A 20173-nucleotide genomic window follows, 5' to 3' on the forward strand; every position below is an offset into this window, starting at 1 on the left:
GCGCTTTGGCCTGCGGCGGAACTGGTGCGAAGATGGCTGCCGCCCCGTTCCTCGACCGTCAGCCACCACGCATCGCCCCATGACTGAAGCTGGACCGCAAGACCCCGACGCCCCCGTGCCTGCCGCAGCTGCAGCGCCAGCTGCTGCTGCCGCCACCGCCCCCGCGGACGCTGATGCACCCACGGCGGAGGCTGCAGCGCAGGAACCCGGCGCCGAGGCGGCCCCGGTCACCGACCCCGAGGAAGCCGAGCGCCTGGCCGCCCAGCGCGAGGCCGAGGAAAAAGAAGCCGCCGAACGTGAGGCGCGCCTGCAACGCCTGATGCAGAAAATTGCCGCGCATTCCGACTTCGCCACGATGAAGGACTCGGTGCGCTCGATGCAGAAGATCAGCCGCTCCGAGAAAGCCCATGCCCGGGCCCTGACGGGCGAGATCTCCAACGACATCGCCATGACCGGCAAACTGCTGCGCCTGGTCAATGCCGCCTTCTACAGCTCGGCCGGCGGCGGCAGCATCACCAGCATGGAGCGGGCCGTGGCCCTGATGGGCTTCCAGACCATCGGCATGGTGGCCAGCTCCCTCATGCTGTTCGAGCGCCTACCCAAGACCGCCGACGGCAACCGCCTGCGTCAGGAATTCGGCCGTGCGCAAATGGCGGCCCTGCTGGCCCATGAGCTGTGCAACAGCAGCAAACACATCGAGGGCGCCTACCTCAACGCCCTGTTCCAGAACCTGGGCAGCATGCTGGCCGGCATGCACTTCGCTGAAGACACCGCCGCCATCGAGGCGCGCTTGCAGGAAGAGGGTCTGGTTGAGGGCGAACCCGCCTGGCACGACAAACGCGAGAAGCTCGCCCGCCAGCAATGGGGCCTGGGCTTCGAAGAGATCGGCGTCGAGGTGGCCAAGAGCTGGGGCTGGCCCGAATCGGTGCGTGCTGCCATGCGCAGCCTGCCGCCCAGCAGCCTGGAGCGACCGGCCGGCCCCGAGGAATACCAGCGCGTGCTCTGCACCGCCGCCAACCGTCTGGCCGGCGATTTGCTGCGACTGCCGGGTGGCGGCACGGCCGAGGAAAAAGCTGAGGCACGCAAAGCCTGCGTGCAGCGTTTCGCCGCCGAAATGGGCGTGCCCCTGAGCCTGGACCCCGAGGTGCTGCCCGGTGTGGTCGAGCAGGTCAAGTTGGTCTGGGACGATCTGGCCAAAGCCCTGGGCTTCGACCCGGTGCCGGCGCCCGCGGCCAAGGGCAAGCCGGCCGACAAGGGCTCGGACAAAGCGGCTGCCGCCAAACCCGGGGCCAAAGCCCCCGAGCCTGCCGCCGCCAAGCCTGTGGCGCCCGCCAAAGCACCTGAAGCCGCACCGGCGCCCGCGCGCGCGCCGGTGCCGGCCGCAGCCGCCAATCCGGTCATGGCCGAGGCCTTGTCGGCGGCACTGGAGCGCGTCAGCGATCTGGTGCTCTCCGGCGCCCCGGCGGCCAAGCTGCTGCAGCTGTGCATGAAGGAGATGCACGAGGCCTTGCAGCTGCAACGCGTCATCGTCTGCTTGCGCGACCCCGCCAGCGGCGGCCTGCGTGGCCGCATGGGTCTGGGCGAGCGCGCTCAGGAGCTGGCGCCGGTGTTCGACATCCCGCTCAAACCGCCCAGCGAGTTGTTCGGCCTGCTCTGCAGCAAGGGCGCCGACACCTTGATCTCCGACGCCTCCGACCCCGTCATCGCCCAGCGCTTGCCGCCCTGGTACGCCAAGCAGGTGCGTGCCCAGACCTTTGTGCTGCTGCCCATGGTGGCGGGCGAGCAGGTGCTGGGCGCTTTTTACGGCGACCAGGCCGAGGCCGGCCGGTTGCAGATTGGCGAACGCGAGCTGCGCCTGCTCAAGACCCTGCGCAACCAGGTGGTCATGGCCATGCGCTTTGGCGGGGCGGCACCGGGCTGAAGGGGGGCTTGGCGGCCTGGCGGTGGGGCCAGGCCTTGTGCACAGTGCACAGTGCACAAAGCGGGGCAGCTCTTCGGCCTGGGTGTTGAGTTCGGCGTGGTGCGGCCGATGTAGCAGGGTCTGTCATCCGCTGCGCTTGATCCTGCTGCCCTCACACCTCCATGAATCTCGACTCCAGCCCTGAAGTCATCGCCACCGCGACCGCCGATTCCTCCGCTCCTTCGTCCTACCGCCACACAGAGCTCGACGCTTCCGAGGGTCAGGTCTTGCCTGACCCCGATCCCCACCTTGACCTCGACCCCGAGCAAGAGGCGGCTCGGCTGGCCGCGGAGCGTGCCGAGGCCGAACGCCTGGCCGCCGAGCAAGCCCGGGCCGAGGCTGAAGCCCAGGCCGCCGCCGAGCGCGAGGCCCGCCTGCAGCGCCTGATGCAGCGCATCGCCAAGCACGCCGATTTCGCCTCGATGAAAGACTCGACCCGGCTGCTGCAGAAGATCGCCCGCTCCGAGACCGCCCACGCGCGCGCTCTCAGCGGCGCCATCTCCGACGATGTGGCCATGACGGCCAAGTTGCTGCGCCTGGTCAATGCCGCCTTCTACAGCTCGGCAGGCGGCGGCAACATCACCAGCCTGCAGCGCGCCGTGGCGCTGATGGGCTTCCAGACCATTGGCATGGTGGCCAATTCGCTGATGCTGTTCGAGCGCCTGCCCAAGGGCGCCGATGGCAACCGCCTGCGCGGGGAGTTCGGCCGCGCCCAGCTGGCGGCCCTGCTGGCCCACCAGTTCTGCAACAGCAGCAAGCAGCTCGATGGCGCCTACCTGATTGCCCTGTTCCAGAACCTGGGCGGCATGCTGGCCGGCCTGCATTTCGCCGAGGACATGGAGGTCATCGAGGCCGCGCTGCACGCCAAAGGCCTGGAGGAGGGCGGCCTGGAGTGGCAGACCATGCGCGAGCAGCTGGCCCGCGAGCAATGGGGTCAGGGTCTGGAAGAGATCGCCGTCGAGGTGGCGCGTCAGTGGGGCTGGCCGGAATCGGTGCGCGTGGGCATGCGCACGCTGCGGCCCAGCAACCTCGAGCGTGCCTGCAGCCCCGAGGAATACCAGCGCGTGCTCTGCACCGCGGCCAACACCCTGGCTGCCCAGCTGCTCAAGCTGCCGCACAGCGGCACGCCGGAGGAGCGCGCCGAGGCGCGCAAAGCCTGTGTCGAGCGCTTCGCTGCCGAGCTGGCCGTGCCCCTGAGCCTGGACCCCGAGCCCCTGCCCGAGGCGGTGGAGAGCGTCAAACAGGTCTGGGACGATCTGGCCAAGACCTTGGGTTTTGGCCCTGTCGTGGCAGCACCGGGCCCAGCCAAGCCCAAGCCCGCGGACCCCAAAGCACTCCAGGCACACAAGCCGCGGGCGGGCGTTGCGGCGCAGGCACCCGCTATGGCCGCACGGCCGGCACCTCCAGCCACGCCTGCGACTTCCCGCCCGGCCGCCTCCAACCCCGCCATGGCCGAGGCCTTGTCCAGCGCCCTGGAGCAGCTCAGCGAAATGGTCTTGTCCGGCGCCGCGCCGGGCCAGCTCTTGCAGCTGTGCATGAAGCAGATGCATGCCGCACTGAAGCTGCAGCGCGTCATCGTCTGCCTGCGTGATGCCGACGGCGCTTACCTCAAGGGCCGCATGGGCCTGGGCGAGCGCGCCACAGCCCTGGCGCCCCTGTTCGACATCCCGCTGGCGCCGCCGACCGAGCTCTTCGGCCTGCTCTGCAGCAAGGGCGCCGACACCCTGATCTCCGACAGCTCCGATCCCGTGATCGCCCAGCGCCTGCCCGCCTGGCACCGCCAGCAGGTGCGCGCCGGCACGTTTGTTCTGCTGCCCCTGGTCGCCGGCGGCCAGGTCCTGGGCGCTTTTTATTGCGACCGCGCCGAGGCCGGCACCTTGCACATCAGCGAGCGCGAGCTGACCCTGCTCAAGACTCTGCGCAACCAGGTGGTGATGGCGATGCGCTTTGGCGGCGGTAATGGCGGCGGCGGTGGCAGCAGTAGCAAAGGCTGAGTCGCCGTCTGCCTTGTGGGGCAAGCTAGTGCCACAGCCCGGCTTTGCGGTACCAGCGAAGGCAAAGGACCTCAGCCAGGTACAGCGAGCCCAGCGCCGGCAGCAGCAGCCACCCGTTCAGCAGGCTGCCCGCAAACAGGGGCAGGACCAGCAGCCAGCACAGTGCTTTGTAGCGAAACGGCAGGGCGCGGTAGCGCGCCGCCTTGTCCGGCGAGCGTTTGAATTCGCGGCGGTGCAAGCCTGCCACGGCGAGTGCGCTGAGCAGCCAGGTGCCCAAGAAGAGCAAGAGGTCGGCGCTGAGTTGCGAATTCATCGCCGGGGTTCAGCTGGCGTGGCTTCTGGCCATGGCTTGTGGTTGGCGCAACTTGTGTGGAATCACCCGCCTGCCAATGCTTCGCAAGCAACGCGCTTCATTGGAAAGTCGATGCCGCGCAGGGCGCCGCCGCGTTGGCCTTCGATTCGCGCGAGCAGGCGATCACCGGGCAGTGCGCGGTAGCTGATGCGCTGCGGAAAGTCGTGCTGCGGGTTCTCAAATGTGACCGCGGTTTCGCTGACGCTTGTGCCCGTGAAGGTCGTCTCTTTCTGCCCTGAAGGCAGGGCGATGTACACGATCTGACCTTCGGCATTCAGCCGGATCTGCAAGAACTCATGCGCCACAGTCTTGCCCTTTTTCACCGTCCGGGCGACACCCAGCATGCTCCCGCCGGCCGGCGGCAACCAATGTTCGCCGGAGCCCGGCTCGCCCGACTCCGATGCCCAACAGCCGGACATCCAACGCAATGACGACAAGGGCGCCTCCTGGCTCTGGGCCGCCGAAGTCAGGCAAAGCGCTGTCAGTGCGGTGAGGGTGGCCAAGGTGGCGATGCTGGGGTATCGCATGGAGAAGCGGTCCTTCCGCGGTTCATCGGCGGCGTCGTGGCAACAAGCCCGCTACTAGAAATGCAGTCTGTCTTGCTCAGTGCCCCAGCAGCGCACGATTCCCAAATCCGGTCAGCGCCGATGCCCGGTCAACTCGATAACCCGTCTGCGACCTCACGGTCACGCCGAGCGAATAGAGCCCGGCGCATCGGCGCCCTTATGCAGCCCGCGCAAATTAAGCACTAGCAAAAGAACACCAGCCATTTATTGATTGACTCGAAAGGAAGTCCTACTAGACAGGTTAGGCCGCTGACTCTCGCCGAAGCCCACCGGCCTAGGCCTACGAATGCCCAACATGAAACTCACCCACGACTTTCGAGGTTGGTAGGTCCAGCTCGTTGCTCAGCGCGGCAACAACTGCTGCGACCGTTTCGGCCGCAGGCACCCCGCGCCGTTCGGCCCTTGCGTTTCCAATGTGCCTCACAAGATCGGCAAGATAAATTCCCCATGCCTCTGCTTCATTGTGATCATGAACATCAAAGTGCCCGATGTTCAGCGTGCAATGAAACCCCTTCTCAGCGATCCAAGCGCTAAGCATTTGTATTGAGTTTTCGTCCCGCTGAGCGGCGGGCGGTATCACGAGTGTTTTCATTGAGTCCGACAAAGGCTGATGGATTGCTTGCGGCCTAACGTTGAAGTTGAGCGGCGAGAGGCGGCTGGGCGCGGAAGGCCCAGAATGAAATGGAGGCCTGGAGAGACCAGTCGTTGCGAGTCGGCTCGAACGCCGGGTTAGGCAGCACTGAACGCCTCTGCAAGGTTCTTTCTCCAGCTAGTGGCGATACTTCCCGATTCGTCGCGATCGATGGTAGCCGCTAGGTCGAGGCACGCGCGGGCAGCCTCAGAGGAAGGGAGTTCGGGCGCCAATTCCGACAGAAGCGCCCCAAGGGAAACTATGGACTTGTAATAGGTTCGGTGATCTTCAATGAGACGAGTAGCCTTTTGCCGAAACTCCGGATCGACGTAGGCAGCCGTAGCGGCAAGTTGTGGCGAAGTCCAACTGCCCGCTGCGATGCAAGACCATAGTTCAGCTAGAAGGGACTCGGATGCGCCGGTACACGCAATGGCGACACATGCGATGTTATGAAACCTCCAATTTCGTGCGTGCAGCAACGACACGATGTCACGCTCAAGATGTGCCGGATCAGGCTGTGTGAGTGCATTACGAAGTTTGTTAACTTCGTCCTGAATCTCCGAACCTCGCATGGACAGAAAAGCCAAGTAGTTGGAAATGCTGAGCCTGCAAGACCGGCCTTCAAACTCACTGTCGCGAAAGAAAAGAGTCTGGAGCGCAGCGTCTTCTGCCTGACGATTGATTGGTGGGAACTCACGCATGCCTGGTGCTGCCTAACGTTTGAGCTAACCGGACCGTTGCGGCGTGTGGCTAAAAGCCCGCCATTTCATTCTGGGCTTTTAGCCACACGCCGCAACGGTCCGGTTGAGCGAACAGTTAGGCTTCACTGGGGCACCAACTCCCACCCGCTTGCCTTCCAGCGAAGTAATGCGCTCGAAAGCCGGTTCGGCGCGCGCGATTGAATATTCTTCACGAGTGCGCGCAGTGCGTCAATTGCGATTGGTGTGTCCTCGCTGATATAGAACACCGCATCGGTCGCTGGAATTGCGACGATAAGCACACCACCCTGCTCCTTCGCGAGTGGAGCCCAGGTATCAAGCAGTAGCAGGCGGCTAGGGTAGAAAGAATCACCAACGAGTTGGCCGATCTGCCCGCCTCCAGCAATTTTGGCGACTTCCATGAGCGGCTTCTGGCTCTTGCGTAGATTCTCTAGCCCGAGATCAAATACTTCTTGGGCTGTTAACCCCAGTCTTTCATTGTCCTTGTCCCCAAGCATTCGAATTGCGCGTGGCGTATCAATAACTGGGAGTGCTACCAAGCCCTCAACGAAGGGGCGAGGTTGGATCTGCGCTGGTCCCGAACCGCCAACGCTTCCTTGAGCTGATTGAACGTACTGGCTTGTCCGCAATACAACCCGTACTGAGTCTTTGCTCGGCGGAGTGTTCCGCTCTTTATGGACCTGCGCCGCGCCTTTGATGTAGCGTTCAAGTTCAACAGGACAGCCCGAAGTGTTGTTCCTGCAGAACCCGAAGACCCGATCCAGATTCGCCTGAAGTTCACCGAGCCCAAGTGTCAGGGGCCCCTTGATAACAACAGCTTCATCGCCGACTTCCTTGCGGAGCATCTTGGCCACGTAGTCAGTGAATCCTGGCTCGTCGCGCGGAACTTCTTGGGCATGAGTCGCGCTTGCAAGTGCGAGCAAAAAGAGCGCGAGGGCTTTGCGAAAGGTTGGCATGTCGAAGATGGTGGGGTTGTGAAGCCTAACGTGTGAGCTCGGCGGGCGGCGGAGCCGTCCGCTGCAGTGAAAGGTTATCCGTCATGCCGTCGCCCCCGGTTAGCCGCCCGACACTTTCGGAGCAAGCCAGTCGAACGAATCGGAGTTGCAGGCAATCTGGATTCCACTTGGTCCCTTCTGAGCCGAGACAATCACATGAGCTTCCTTTTCGTGGCGATGAAATGCACCGTCTCGCTCCGAAGGAAAGCCGGCCGATGAGTAGGTCTGCATTAGCAGTTCCATATGGCGGTCAATCAAACTTGAATCTGCCAACCAGATGGTGAACTGAAGCATCACAACCTTCTCGGCACGAGGCTCGACAACCGCACGGTACTGGACCCCTGATTCAGCGTCCAGCTTTGGCCTGAAAGTGATGACTCTTGCGCCATTCGAGCGCCCAACGTTCTCTGCGATGACTTCAAGTTGCGATGGATCGAAGCGCCGCCCAATTGCTAAACCCACGAAGTCGCCACGTAAGCAGATTGGCGAAGAGACGGCGTATGGAGCGGTGCGGGGCACTACTTGTGCGATCTCCGCCCCGAGGGCCAAGCTCGGACAAACTATCGCGAACGTGCAGACACGAGCTAACGCTGTACGACAGAGGCTGCTCATGATGGATAACGTTGAAGCTGAGCCGCTAGCGGCGGCCTGCCGATGCGAGTCGGCTCAAGCGACAGGTTAGCCGGCTCTTCGAAGTACTGCATTTTGAATCGAATCAGTTTCAGGGAAGGCGGCCAAGAAGCGCTGTTGAGCCACCTCAGGAAGGCCAACAAGAATGGTGGCGCTGCTGTCCCAGCAAGCGATCTCAAAGACTGCACCTTGCAATTGCGGCCCAACCTCGGAGCCAGTCCAGAAGTCCGGGTTGCCTTGGACGTACGGGGCAGCAAGTACGGTAGGACGGTGGCCAACTGGCACCGCACTGAACACAGCCCAGATGAACTGGATTTCATTGCATTCAAGCAGGCGACGGAGCTCGACGCCAGTGATCCATTGGTCTTGAGGCGAGAAGTCCTCGCCGTAGTAGTTGGTCTCGACGTCACTCAAGTACCAATCGAAGTCTGATGCCGAGATTCCCAACGCATGCAGCGTAGCTCGCATGTCGGTGAAGAACGGAACTCTGTCGGTCCTCTCCAGGATGAGGTTCATCGGGTATGGCGCCAAGACGGCTAACGTTGAAGCTGAGTCGCGAGCGGCGGCCTGCCGACGCGAGTCGGCTCGAGCGGAATGCGAAGGGACTTCCCACCTTCAGGCAAAGGCGTCAAAGCGCCAAGATTGGTGGTGTTGGTCATCAATCTGCAGCCATTTCGAAAGGGGAAGTCCATGGACAAGAATACCCAAGTTCCAGCGGTGCGCGTAGGCGTGGATCTCTCTAAGCGAGTCATCCAAGTGCACGCCGTTGACGGCGGTGGCCGCGTGCTGACGAACCGGGCGCTGGCCCGCGACAAGTTCCTGGCTTGGTGTGCGCTGTTGCAGGTCGGCTGCATGGTGGTGATGGAGGTCAGCTCCAGCGCACATCACTGGGCCCGGGCCCTGCGCGCGATGGGGCTGGATGCTCGCATCATCTCGGCTCACCTGGCCGCCCCCTATCGCGCCGAGGGCCACTGCGGCAAGAACGACGCCAACGACGCTGCGGCCATCTGCGAGGCGGCGAGCCGCCCTCACATGCGCTTTGTTCCGGTCAAGAGCGTCGAGCAGCAGAGCTTGCTGTGCGTGCATCGCTTGCGCGAAGGCCTCAAGGCGGACCGCACGGCCTGCATCAATCGCATTCGCGGCCTGCTGCTGGAGTTCGGTGTCGCCGTGCCCAATGGATCCAGAGCCCTGCGCCTGGTGCTGGACGAGCTGCTGGAGGACGGCGCCAACGAGATGAATGGCTTGGCCCGCATGACGCTTCGCCGGGCGCAGGCGCAGTGGCGTGAGCTGGACGAGCACCTAGCCTGGTGCGACGAGCGACTGGCCGCGCATGAGCAGGAGAACCCGGAGGTGCGTCGCGCCGGGCAGCTCATGGGCATCGGCCCCGTTGGCGCATCAGCGGCCGTCGCCACAGTCGGGGACTTCAGACAATTCAAGAGTGGAGCCCAGTTCGGCGCCTGGCTGGGTCTAGTGCCCAAGCAGCACTCCAGCGGTGGCAAGCCTCACCTGGGCACCATCACCAAGCGCGGCGATGCCTATCTGAGGACCTTGCTGATCCAGGGCGCCAAATCCGTGGTCAACACCGCCCACACGCGTAGCGATCCGATCTCGCGTTGGGTCTTGGCCCTCAAGGAGCGCTCGGGCTGGCAGAAGGCGGTCGTCGCCCTGGCCAACAAGAACGCCCGCATCCTCTGGGCCGTCATGACCCGCGGCGAGCGCTTCGATCCCCATCACATCAGCCTCAAGCCCGGCGCCACCATGCCGAGCTGAGTCTCCAACTTCCATGCACGACGACACACAGAAGATGCACTGACAGGTCAGACCGGCAGCAGGCAAGCTCGACTAACCAGTGGTGGCGCGCGGTCTTCGGACCCAGTCCACGCGAATGGAATGGAGCCCTGCTGAGCGGTTCGTATCTGGGTCCGCAGCGCCAGGGCACCTGCCAGCGACTGCAACAAGGCCGTCTGTAGAGTGGCAGTCTGTTCTCTGTTCAGCCCTTCGTCCGAGTCGGCGTGTGCAATCCAGATCAATCGGGGTCAGGTCTTGCGGGGGGATTCAATGAGACGGTGTTGACGCGGTGGGAAGTCCCTGTAAAGGGTTAGGCCGCTGCACGCGCAGTGACCTCCCGAGGCTCAACTTGCGCAAGAACCTCCTTCAATTGCGACGTGAGCACAGCCAGCGACACGGTTCGCGGAACCTCCAAACTGCGCTCCGCCTCTCGCGCTGAGTGCAATATCGCATTGCAGAGACGCTTCCATTGAGCGCTCGCGTCGAGGTACTTGACGCCCGTGTACTTTAGTGACACAGAAAGGTGAAGCTCCCGCTTACTCCGGACATAGGACGGTGAGTCACCAAAGAAGTGCATCAGTTGGGACGAGTCAGTTGAGCCGACGATGATTAGGTGGAGAACTAACGCCGCGGGCAAGGACGGCTCACTGCAAGGAGCTAGGCCCCTTCCAAGCATTGCGCTAACGAGCCCTATGTCTAGGCGCCAACGGCCTGCGCGAAGCCAGTCGCTCTTTGTGTGCAAGTCTCCGCGCTCCCACCCGACAGGAAGAACTTCTTTGTCTAGAACGGGAACCAAGGCGAAACGCATCAGCGGCCTAACGTTTGAGTTCAGCGGACCAGCCAGCAAAGCTGGCGTAGGACCGCTGCAACGAAGGGTTGGGCGTCATTCTCATGTTCGCGGCAGCAGTTTGCGCGTGAGATTATTTAGGACGCCTTGAATGCGGCTTATCCGTTGGCTGAGACCCGCCAAAGTTTCTGCTGAAGGCAGCTGATAGGCGACATGCACCTTGAGAAGGTTATCTCGATCGTGAAGGACAGCCTCGCTGTCTGGAGCCTTCATCCACACGCTATGTAGGGCCCGATTGCGCAGCGTAGTGACTTCCTCAGCGTCGTCGAGCACCTTGTTAAGAATGTCCGCGGTATCTTCGTCATCGCCGTATCGCTCAGAAATCAGTTCCCTAGTCCGACAACGCAAACCTGCCGACATTGCCTTGGTTTCGCCCCAGTAGCCTGGATCATCAATCGAGATGCCCAGCATGCGTTTGATCGCAAGTTGGAGCATATGGTCGAGGTGGCTATGGACGATTTGCAAATGACCAAGCTCTCGCAAGATCGCATCGTCAGGTACATAAAACTCGCTTTCAGCACGCATCGGATTTTCGCTACCTTGACGCCCAACGTTGGCGCTCAGCGGGCGGCGAAGCCGTCCGCTGCAGCAAAAGGTTAGTTTTCAGTCGATCGACCACATTAGCTCCAATGCGAAGTACCGGTTGTCCGACCTTCTTGCCATCATCAACGTGCCGTCCATGTTGTGGCCGCCGTCATCCATAGACCAAGACGCTTCGTCGAAATTGAGGTCAGCCTTCAACTGCGCCAAAAGTTTCTGTGCAAGTCGCTCAAACGAAGGAGTCGGAGCCACTGCGGCGTAGTCTCCCTGCGACGACTGAAGAAAACGTCCCAGCTCTCGGAGTTGTTCGTCACGTAGCGAATGGCTGCCACTGTGGGGAAAGCGGAAGTGAGCTTGGCTTGCCGCCTCAACATACGTGTACGTCAAGCCGCCCTCTGAATACGCGGCGTGTGACAGCGCCTGGAGTTCTTCAAGCAGTGCGAGCGTAGTCGGGGTCAACATTGAAAACTAACGTTGAAGCTGAGGGGCCGGAGCCAGTTGGCCGCGCGGAGCTGAAAATATACAGGCAGCGTAGTGCGGCCAACTGGCGCAGGTCCACTCGAGCGACCAGTTAGAGCGCATGCCACTATCTTTTCGTGCCAGCATTGTTTGCATCGTGCACATATCTAAGGGAAAGGCTCTCGAGGTCAGGCCCCTCCGCGAAAACCAAGCCGTTGTTTCTGCGGACAAAGCGCCAGTTGGCGAGCAGTTGGCCCGACTTCGAGAAATCAACATAAAAGTCGCCCGACCTTTGCCACGTGCCCGCGCCAGCAAGAGATCCGCACTCCTTCCCTGAGCAAACGTATTCGCCATTGGATTTGAGCGAGAGTATCGAATCGCCCTCGCGCCAGTTACCTTCAAGTTCTTCGCTTGTACGGACCAGCGGATTCCAATCCGTTTCACGCAGGTCTGCAAGCATCCAGGACGCCAACATTGCGGCAATTGCCCCGCCACAGATCAGCTTCAATCGGCTCGAGATAGCCATTACTACTAGTGCGCTCTAACGTGTGCGGTAAGCGGGCCAGCCAGCATAGCTGGCGCAGGTCCGCTTGACCAAAATGTTATAGCGCTGCATCGAGAGTCCAGTAGTAGCTGGGGGCGTCGCCCGCAGCGGCGTCGAAGTATTCGGAACCATTCGCTGGTGATCTCGCGGGCTCGACTTCTTCGGGCCTCAACGGTCGCCACCCTGGGGCGCGAAGAATGCTGCCGAAAACGGAAACGCCTACGGGAAATCTCTGAAGAGCAAGTAACTGGCTTTGGACCAGGCTCCGCTTGTTCGCCCCGCCGCCCATTGTTGGGTTTGCGAGTTGCACGTGATCATCTTCCCAGCCGCACAGTTCGCAACTCTCATAGCTGCCAGGCGGCTCGCCGAAGACGAGAAATCCGCAGCTTGGGCAAGGGAAAGACTCTTCATTCATGGCGAGCGCTATAACGTTGAAGCTGAGCCGGAGCCGCAGGCGATCGGCTCGAGCGACAAGTTATGCAGAGCCAGGTCGAAGGCACTGCGGTGGAGGTGGTCGACAGCATACCGAAGCTGTACCCATGAGGCGCTCGGCTGAGGCGGCAAGCGCGTTGTTCTTCTGCGGGCCGCCAGCGAACCAAGAAGAGAGTACGAGCAGCCTGGCCAAGACCGGCGAGATCACGGCGGCCGGAGGCTGGCACTGTGCGGGACGCCGCCGACCCCGAGGAAATCACGGCGCAATGCACAGAGCAATCGTGGCGGTCGCCAGACCGAAAACCGCCCTTCAAGCGTTTCTTAGCTTGCTGCATAACGTTTGAGCTAACCGGACCGCTACGGCAGGACGACTTGGCCCGGTTGGCGAAAATAGTGTGAGTGCAGCCGACCGGGCCAAGGCGGCCTGCCGTAGCGGGTCCGGTTGAGCGAGGGGTTAGGCGTCACCGCGGTTCCTGGGCCAGACTGGCCATAGCTTGCCGAACAATGCGCGGCGGCGAATATTGACGATGTCTGACGACTGGAAGGGTAACGGACCCTCGCCGTTCGGATCTTGGTCTCGACCAGTAAGATAAGTGCCCCCTCGCAGCACAACATTCGTCAAGCAGCGGCCGTCCTTAAGTTTCACGTCTACCCAGTGGACGTCCATCTTCATTTCCGGTCCCAGGTTGCTGAGTAGGTGTGCTGGCACGGGTAGCTTGCTCATGAGATCGTGTCGTGGTCGGCTGTTCCGACTGGCTTCATGTTTGTGTGAATCAGTTCAGTAGGTTCGGAATCACCAACGCGCCAACAATGGCGAGAAGAAGGATCACTGCGGGAATGAGAGCCATCAGAATGGCTTCTTTCTTGAAGTGCTTCACGAGTCGCAACTCGGTTCGTTTGTGACGCCTAACGTTCGCGCTCAGCGGGCGGCGAAGCCGTCCGCTGCAGCAAAGGGTTAAACCGAAGACTGGCAGATGGTCGCTTCATGCGCTTTTGCGTGGGCGCGTTCGATCTTTGGACAAAGCGGTGTCTTTCTGAATTCGACGATGCTTGGCTGCGTGAGCGAACCCGGCAATCGCGCATAGAAGGAAGACGAAGAAAGCCAATCCGAAGAGGACGTTCGCGGCGCCTCTGCCTAAGGAAGAGAGATCAAGCAAGTTCGGAGCCAAGATGGAACCTGTTGCGAGAAGCCAGGCCAGATTGGAGACTAGCCGAAGAGCGCTCCGTTTCTTTTTAGAGTCGAGAGGCTCGTTGGTGCGATCGGTACTCATCGTCGGTTTGCTAAAGGCCCGAAGTCTGCGGTTTAACGTTCGAGCTAACTGGCCCGCGACGGCAGGACGCCGAAGGGCCAGAATGAAATGAGGCCCGCAGGCGGCAGGCCGTCGCTGGTCCAGTTGAGCAATGGGTTAGGCGTCATGGCTTGATGCTCGTCAGAACGTACTCACCACGATGAACCTCGACTGTGCCACTTGGCGAGACTCGCAGGCTAGCAGGCTCTTCCCGATCGGCCTCCCAGACTTCAGAGATAAGGCGCACAGCAGCAACATCTTGCTCGCGTCGCAGCACCAGCCCGTAGGCACACGTGGCACCGCAGTTGGAGAGGTACAAGCGGAAGGTGACACCATTGAGAGGCGCTTCGGACAAGAGCTGGAACGAACCGTCCAAACCGTTGCGCGCTGAGCCAATGGCGAGCACCGCATAAGCAATGCTAGGAAGCGCCACAAGGAGACACGCCACGATGAACGCAACACGCAATGCACTGCGACGAAGCTGAAGCGCCAGCAATCCAAGGCTGACCGGCAGCGCCAAGGTCGCTACGGCGACGAACCAATAGTTTGCCGGCGCGTATGCGAACCGCAGCGTGATGGGAGTATTCATCGCGTGCAGCGCAAGTCCGAACACCGAAAACACAAGCAGAGCCGCTGGCCATGCACGCACCATGTGATGACGCCTAACGTTGAAGCTGAGCCGGAGCCGCAGGCGATCGGCTCGAGCGACCGGTTATGCAGAGCCACTTCGAGGGCACTGCGGTGGAAGTGGCCGACAGCATATTGAAGCTGTACCCATGAGGCGCTCGGCTGAGGCGACAAGCGCGCTGTTCTTCTGCGGACTGGCGGCGCACCACGAGACGCGAAAGAGCAGCCTGCCTAATACCGGCAAGATCACGGCGGTCGGAAGCTGGGCCGGAGCGGCCGCCGCCCGACTCCGAGGAAATCACGGCAGATTGCTCCGCGTGGCAGAGGCGAGCGCCCGACAGAAAACGGACCTTCAAGCGTTGCTTAGCTTGCTGCATAACGTAAAGGTCAGCGGACGCCGCAGGCGGTCCGCTGCAACGACCGGCTATGCAGAGCCACCTTCGGAGGCACTGCGGTGGAAGTGGCCGACAGCATACCGAAGCTGTACCCACGCGGCAGTCGGCTGAGGCGACAGGCTGCCTCGGTGCCATGCGGCAGGCGGAGAACCGAGGAAAGCGAACGCCCAGCGTGGTTTGAACCGACAAGATCACGGCGACCGAAAGCTGGGTCTGCCTGCGCCCAGCCCGAATACGAGAAAGACGCAACCCTTTGCTCCGCCTGATCGCCGCGAACGCGCAACCGAAAACGGATCTTCGAGATTTGCTTAGCCTGCTGCATAGCGTTCGAGCTGAGCCGACCGCGGCGGCAGGACGCGGAAGGCCGAGAATGAAATGACGGCCTGCAGCGGCATGCCGTTGCGGGTCGGATCGAGCGACCGGTTAGGCCGCAACTTGAAACTCCCGCTGCTCCGCGCCGGGAGCACCACGCCGAACGACGACCCTTGCACCTTTGCAAAGAGGGTACTCACGAAGGACGGGCGCTATTTCACGCGCGATGGCTTCTGCATCGGCGCCGTACAAGAAGACCGTGACCTCGCTGGGGCCAATCTCATTGCCATCGACGGTGCCAAGGTTTCCAAATTCGAGCGCAGCCTCCAGCTTCTCTTCAAGCGTCAGCAGGTCGCATTCGGCGTAGACCTCATCAGGCAAACCCTGTGCATCCAAGTAGATAAGAACGGCTTGCTCCGGCACCTGCTTCGCGGAGGCACGACCAATCAATTTTGAAAAGAAGCTCATCGACACTTTGTTTGAATTGAACAGCGCATCCCAAAGCCGGAGCCTTGGACTTTGCGGCTTAACGTTCAAGCTGAGCCGCGAGCAGCGGCTGGGCGCGGAAGGCCCAGAATGAAATGGCGGGCCTGAAGTGACCAGCCGTTGCGAGTCGGCTCGAGCGCAGGGTTAGAGCTCGATTTGTGAAAGCACATGACACAGCTCGTACTGGTTGCAGTCCTGTTCTGGAATAGCTCCATCCACGCCCAATTCAGATATCGCGAATCCATCCTCGACGTCTTCAAAGTACAGCACGCGACCTGCGAACTTTGCAACGACAAGAACATGCTCGGTGGTGGCAAGCCGATGAATGGGTACCGCGTGAAATGGCACTCGATGAGCAGCGAACGCTGCTCGCTGTTCAGACGAGCAAGCCGACAACTGCTCGTCGACTATTGCTTCGAGTTCGGTGACGGTCACGGGCTGCCACATATCGGAAGAGCTCTAACTTGTTTTATATCGCTGGCAAACGCCGCATATCACGGCTGGTGTCGCAATAACCGGATGCGCGCACGGCCAGGCAAGTGTCTGTCGGGATTGAATTTTCCTGCGAATTTTCTGCATTTCATCCAGCATTAATCTTCACGACAAAAGCCGCGCTTGTTACAAACAGCCTGGGCGGTTCGCGCAGCGTTTGCAGGAGAGTTGTCAGTCGCGATGTTGCCATCAGATCGTAGCGTTATTCCAGGGCCAATCACTCGTCCGCGCATTCACCCGTTCACCCGTTCACTTACGCGCTACCTCACTCACTCACTCACTCACTCAGATCCTGCAACTGCACCAGCCTCTGATACAGCCCGCCCTCGATCGCCATCAGCTCGCCATGGCTGCCGCGTTCGACCAGGTGGCCGTGGTTGAGCACGACGATCTGGTCGGCGTCGCGAATGGTGGAGAGGCGGTGGGCAATCGCCACGACGGTGACGCGGCCGCGCAGCGCCGTCAGGGCCTCGCCGACGATTTGTTCGGTGGCGCTGTCGATATTGGAGGTGGCTTCGTCGAGGAACAGGATCTTGGGGGCGCCGGCCAGGGCTCGGGCCATGGCGATCAGCTGCTTTTGGCCGGTGGAGACGCGCGTGCCGCCTTCACCGAGCAAGGTGTCATACCCCTGGGGCAGGGCGGACAGGAAGTCGTCGATGCGTGCGGCGCGGGCGGCCTCGCGCATCTGGGCTTCGCTGATGTCGGGGCGGCCCATGGTGATGTTCTCGCGTGCGCTGGCGGCCATCAGATAGGGCTCTTGCGGCACCAGGCCCACAGCGCTGCGGAAAGCCTCGTCGGGCACGCTGTCCAGAGCCTGGCCGTCGATCGTGATGCGGCCTTGCTGGGGTGCGTAAAAGCGCAGCAGCAGGGATAGCAGGGTGGACTTGCCGCTGCCCGTGTGGCCGACGATGCCGACAAAGCTGCCGGGCTCGAAGTGCAGGTTCAGGCGCTCAAGCACCGGGCGGCCGGGCTGGTAGCTGAACGCGAGGTGTTCGATGCGGATCTCGCCGGCTTCGATGCGCCGGCCGTCCGTCTGTGCGCTGCTGACCGGCGCGGTTTCCTGCAAGAGGCTGCGCACGCGCGCGGCGGCAATCATCGATTGCTGCAGTTGGCTGAACTGCAGGGTGATCTGGCTCAGCGGCTCGACCACGCGGGCGATGTAGCTCAGGAAAGCGTAGAGCAAGCCCACTTCCAAGCCGCTCAGATCGCGCTGGCCGAAGCCGTAGATGACGGTCACCAGCAGCAGCACATTGAGCAAATCGAGGGCCGGGCGCAGCAGCCAGGCATTGGCGCTGAGCTCGCGCACGCGCGCGCTCCGGTGCTGGGAATTGGTGGCCTCAAAGCGGGCGCTGAAGCGCGGCGCGGCGCCGGCCGACTGCAGCATGGCCATGCCGGCCATGCTCTCGGCCATCTGGGCGTTGATGTCGCTACGCAGCTCGCGCGCACGCGCCACGGCCGGCGCGCTGAGGCGGCGGTAGATGCTGATGATGATCAGCATGGCCGGCACCAGCATGGCCACGATCAGCATCAGCCGCCAATCCAACCACGCCATGGCGATCAGCGAGCCCAGCACGACGATGCTGGAGTCGAGCATCACGTACAAGACCTGGCGGTACAGGGTGTTGACCGCCTCGCTGTCGTTGGTGACGCGGCTGACCAATTGGCCGGTGATGGCGCGGTCGAAAAAGGCCATGGGCAGGGCCAGCACATGGTTGTACACCCGCTCGCGCAGGCGCTGCACCGAGCGCCGCGCCACACCGGCCATGCGGCTGAGCTGGGCGAAGCGGATCCAGCTGGCCGCCCAGCCGGTCAGCAGCAGGGCGGCCAGCAGGCTGGCCATGGCCTGTACGTCCATCCCGTCGAAGCGGCCGGGTAGCAGATAGGCGTCGATGTAATGCTTGCCGAGGATGGGCCCCAGCGCCTCCAGGCCGGCGGCCGTGATCAGCCAGGCCAGGCCGCGCCAGAGTTGGGGCCGCTCGGGTTGGGCGGCTTCCATCAGCAAGCCGACGGCGGCCCAAGGGGACTCGGGCTTGCTGGCCTCGGCGGTACTGCCGTTGTTGTTTTCGTTCTTGCTGTCGCTGCCTGCCGCGGCGGTGTCAGAGTGCGTCAAGGCTGGCCTCCAGTTGTTGATAGCGCCACTGGGTGGCATACCAGCCACCCAGGGCGAGCAGCTCGGCGTGGCTGCCTCGCTCGGTGATGCGGCCGCCGCGCAGCACCAGGATCTGATCGGCCTCCATGACCGCGCTCAGGCGGTGGCTGACGATGATGGCGCTGTGCTCGGGGCGCTGGCGGCGCTGGGTGCGCAGGTGGTCGAGGATCTGTGTTTCGGTGCCGGTGTCCACGGCCGAGAGCGCGTCATCGAGGAGCAGCATCCCCATGCCGCCTGAATGTGCTGGCCCGGCGCTTGGAACACCGAGATGGAGCAGCGCCCGGGCGATCGCCACCCGCTGGCGTTGGCCGCCCGAGAGCGTCACGCCGCGCTCGCCGATTTCCGTGGCATAGCCCTGCGGCAGGCGCTGGATGTCCTCGTGCACGGCGGCCAGGCGGGCGGCTTCTTCGATCTCGGCAGGGCTGGCCTCGGGCCGGGCCAGGGCGATGTTCTCGGCAATGCGGGCCGAGAACAGAAACGGTTCTTGCGGCACCCAGGCCAGGGCGCGCCGCAGCGCGGCCAGGCGCAGCGCAGGCAAGACCTGGCCCCCGAAGGTGATCTGGCCTTGGCTGGGCTCGAACTGGCGCAGCAGCAGGCGCAGCAGGGTGGATTTGCCCGATCCGGTCGGGCCCACCAGGCCCAGGGTCTGGCCGGGCGGCAGCTCCAGCGCGATATCTTGCAGCGCGGCTTTCTCGGCCTCGGGGTAGCTGAAGCTGACGCCCTCGAAACGCAGGGTGGCGGCCCGCGGCAGCTCGGCCTGGCCTTCGTCCTGCAAGCTCAGCGGCGCTTCCAGCACCGGGCCCAGGCGGTCCCAGGCGGCGCGGCCGCGCTCCAGCAGGGACAGCACCCAGCCGGCGGCGAACATGGGCCAGATCAGCTGGCCCAGGTACATGGTGAAGGAGGTCAGCTGGCCGATGCTCAGCTCCTGGCGCGCCACCAGCCAGCCGCCCAGGCCCAGGGCGATGGCCATGGCCGCGCTCAGGGTCATGCCCACGGCGGGCTCGAATGCCGCCTCCCAGCGCTGGGCCTGGAAGCTGGCCTCGCCGGCTCCAGCGGCCAGCTCGCTGAACTGGCGGGTGTTGCGCGGCAGCAGGCCCAGGGCGCGCAGGGTGCGCACGCCGCTCAGGCCTTCTTGCACATGCTGGTTCAGGCCCGAGAACTGGGCCAGCGAGCTCTGCCAGGCCTGGTGCACATGGTTGGAGATGCGCCAGAAGGCGAAGGCCATGAAGGGGAAGGGAATGAGCGTTGCCAGACCCAGGCGCCAGTCCACCCCCACCGTCATCATCAAGAGCACCAGCAGCAAGGTCAGGCTGCCGTCAAAGGCAGCGAGCAGGGCTTCACCGGCCGCCATCTCGACGGCGTCGATGTCGTTGGTGGCCAGGGCCATCAGGTCGCCGGTGCGCTTGGCCTGGAAATAGGCCGGGCCTTGCAGGCTCAGCCGGGCATAGAGCCGGGTGCGCAGCTGCTGGCCCAGGCGGTAGGCGGCGGCGAACAAGGCCAGTCGCCAGCCCACGCGCAGCAGGTAAATGGACACACCGGCCCCGACCAGCAAACCCAGCTCGCGCAGCAGGGCCATGCCTTGCAATCGGCCGGCCACCAGGCCGTCCACCACCTGGCCCACCTGGCGCGGGATCCAGACGATCAGCAGGGCAATGCCCGCCAGCATCAGGGCCGAGCCGGCATAGGCCGGCCAATGCCGGCGCACAAAGCCGGCGAGCATCTGGGTCAGGGTCATGGGGTCGAGAGCGAGCAGCAGATAGGGGCAAGGCGGGGCTGCGGCCGGTCGATGCGGCCCACATTCCAGCGGGTCGACATGCCGGGCGCGGCTGGCAGGGCTGGGCGGGATTCTAGGAGGCGTACCTGCTTGGGCTTGTCAGCAGCGTGTCCAGGTCTCAGCCCCCCGTGTTTCGGGTGTCTCAAGTTGTCATCTATCCGCACTAGCATCTATTGCGCCGAGCTTGAAATC

General features: G+C 62.9%; 19 protein-coding genes. 3 read left to right on the forward strand and 16 right to left on the reverse strand.

Annotated features, from left to right (window positions below; genetic code table 11):
* The first annotated feature begins 79 nt into the window (after positions 1-79).
* Both C1O66_RS01615 and C1O66_RS01620 read left to right on the forward strand, forming a co-directional pair.
* Entirely contained in the window at positions 80-1921 is a 1842-nt protein-coding gene (locus tag C1O66_RS01615) for an HDOD domain-containing protein (RefSeq protein ID WP_133155059.1), read from the forward strand.
* A gap of 161 nt (positions 1922-2082) precedes the next feature.
* Positions 2083-3954 (forward strand): HDOD domain-containing protein, encoded by a 1872-nt coding sequence (locus C1O66_RS01620; RefSeq protein WP_102766248.1) that lies wholly within the window; start codon positions 2083-2085, stop codon positions 3952-3954.
* Between the two features lie 25 nt (positions 3955-3979).
* Here the strand turns inward: C1O66_RS01620 and C1O66_RS01625 are convergent, their stop codons facing one another.
* From C1O66_RS01625 to C1O66_RS01650, 7 genes are all read right to left on the reverse strand, one after another.
* A complete protein-coding gene (locus C1O66_RS01625) occupies positions 3980-4267 on the reverse strand; it encodes a hypothetical protein (RefSeq protein ID WP_102766249.1) in 288 nt (95 codons plus the stop codon).
* Between the two features lie 62 nt (positions 4268-4329).
* On the reverse strand, positions 4330-4833 hold the full coding sequence (locus C1O66_RS23485; RefSeq protein ID WP_133155060.1) for a DUF6265 family protein: 504 nt from the start codon (positions 4831-4833) through the stop codon (positions 4330-4332).
* 319 nt (positions 4834-5152) lie between these two features.
* Positions 5153-5464 (reverse strand): DUF5076 domain-containing protein, encoded by a 312-nt coding sequence (locus C1O66_RS01640; RefSeq protein WP_102766252.1) that lies wholly within the window; start codon positions 5462-5464, stop codon positions 5153-5155.
* 137 nt (positions 5465-5601) lie between these two features.
* Positions 5602-6204 carry a hypothetical protein gene (locus C1O66_RS23490; RefSeq protein WP_133155061.1) on the reverse strand — a complete coding sequence of 201 codons (603 nt, stop codon included), beginning with the start codon at positions 6202-6204 and terminating at the stop codon, positions 5602-5604.
* Between the two features lie 122 nt (positions 6205-6326).
* A complete protein-coding gene (locus C1O66_RS01645) occupies positions 6327-7178 on the reverse strand; it encodes a DUF1444 domain-containing protein (RefSeq protein WP_207795877.1) in 852 nt (283 codons plus the stop codon).
* Positions 7179-7277: 99 nt separating this feature from the next.
* The gene (locus tag C1O66_RS23495; protein ID WP_165794418.1) at positions 7278-7829 is read right to left on the reverse strand and encodes a hypothetical protein; all 552 of its coding nucleotides are present in this window, start codon (positions 7827-7829) and stop codon (positions 7278-7280) included.
* Between the two features lie 66 nt (positions 7830-7895).
* Positions 7896-8363 carry a hypothetical protein gene (locus C1O66_RS01650; protein ID WP_102766253.1) on the reverse strand — a complete coding sequence of 156 codons (468 nt, stop codon included), beginning with the start codon at positions 8361-8363 and terminating at the stop codon, positions 7896-7898.
* Between the two features lie 174 nt (positions 8364-8537).
* Here C1O66_RS01650 and C1O66_RS01655 point away from each other — a divergent pair, with 174 nt between their 5' ends.
* The gene (locus tag C1O66_RS01655; RefSeq protein WP_102766601.1) at positions 8538-9617 is read left to right on the forward strand and encodes an IS110 family RNA-guided transposase; all 1080 of its coding nucleotides are present in this window, start codon (positions 8538-8540) and stop codon (positions 9615-9617) included.
* Between the two features lie 907 nt (positions 9618-10524).
* On the opposite strand, the gene C1O66_RS01665 is transcribed toward C1O66_RS01655, so the two are convergent.
* The 9 genes from C1O66_RS01665 to C1O66_RS01700 all read right to left on the reverse strand — a co-directional run bounded on the left by C1O66_RS01665 (position 10525) and on the right by C1O66_RS01700 (position 19942).
* Entirely contained in the window at positions 10525-11007 is a 483-nt protein-coding gene (locus C1O66_RS01665) for a hypothetical protein (protein ID WP_133155063.1), read from the reverse strand.
* Positions 11008-11085: 78 nt separating this feature from the next.
* Positions 11086-11484: a hypothetical protein gene (locus C1O66_RS01670; protein ID WP_102766256.1), complete on the reverse strand. Its 399-nt coding sequence runs from the start codon at positions 11482-11484 to the stop codon at positions 11086-11088.
* 124 nt (positions 11485-11608) lie between these two features.
* The gene (locus C1O66_RS23500) at positions 11609-11989 is read right to left on the reverse strand and encodes a hypothetical protein (protein ID WP_133155064.1); all 381 of its coding nucleotides are present in this window, start codon (positions 11987-11989) and stop codon (positions 11609-11611) included.
* Positions 11990-12083: 94 nt separating this feature from the next.
* Positions 12084-12440 (reverse strand): CPCC family cysteine-rich protein, encoded by a 357-nt coding sequence (locus C1O66_RS24695; protein WP_102766257.1) that lies wholly within the window; start codon positions 12438-12440, stop codon positions 12084-12086.
* A gap of 1430 nt (positions 12441-13870) precedes the next feature.
* On the reverse strand, positions 13871-14398 hold the full coding sequence (locus C1O66_RS01680; protein WP_102766258.1) for a hypothetical protein: 528 nt from the start codon (positions 14396-14398) through the stop codon (positions 13871-13873).
* A 793-nt stretch (positions 14399-15191) separates the two neighbouring features.
* Positions 15192-15548 carry a hypothetical protein gene (locus tag C1O66_RS23505; protein WP_133155065.1) on the reverse strand — a complete coding sequence of 119 codons (357 nt, stop codon included), beginning with the start codon at positions 15546-15548 and terminating at the stop codon, positions 15192-15194.
* 162 nt (positions 15549-15710) lie between these two features.
* Complete coding sequence (locus tag C1O66_RS01690) at positions 15711-16001, reverse strand: hypothetical protein (protein WP_207795878.1); 291 nt, start codon at positions 15999-16001, stop codon at positions 15711-15713.
* Between the two features lie 334 nt (positions 16002-16335).
* Positions 16336-18054, reverse strand: a complete 1719-nt coding sequence (locus tag C1O66_RS01695) for an ABC transporter ATP-binding protein (protein WP_243392689.1) — start codon at positions 18052-18054, stop codon at positions 16336-16338.
* 100 nt (positions 18055-18154) lie between these two features.
* Positions 18155-19942 (reverse strand): ABC transporter ATP-binding protein, encoded by a 1788-nt coding sequence (locus C1O66_RS01700; RefSeq protein WP_102766262.1) that lies wholly within the window; start codon positions 19940-19942, stop codon positions 18155-18157.
* Positions 19943-20173: the final 231 nt, after the last annotated feature.

Source organism: Paucibacter aquatile, from assembly GCF_002885975.1.
GTDB lineage: Bacteria > Pseudomonadota > Gammaproteobacteria > Burkholderiales > Burkholderiaceae_C > Paucibacter_A > Paucibacter_A aquatilis.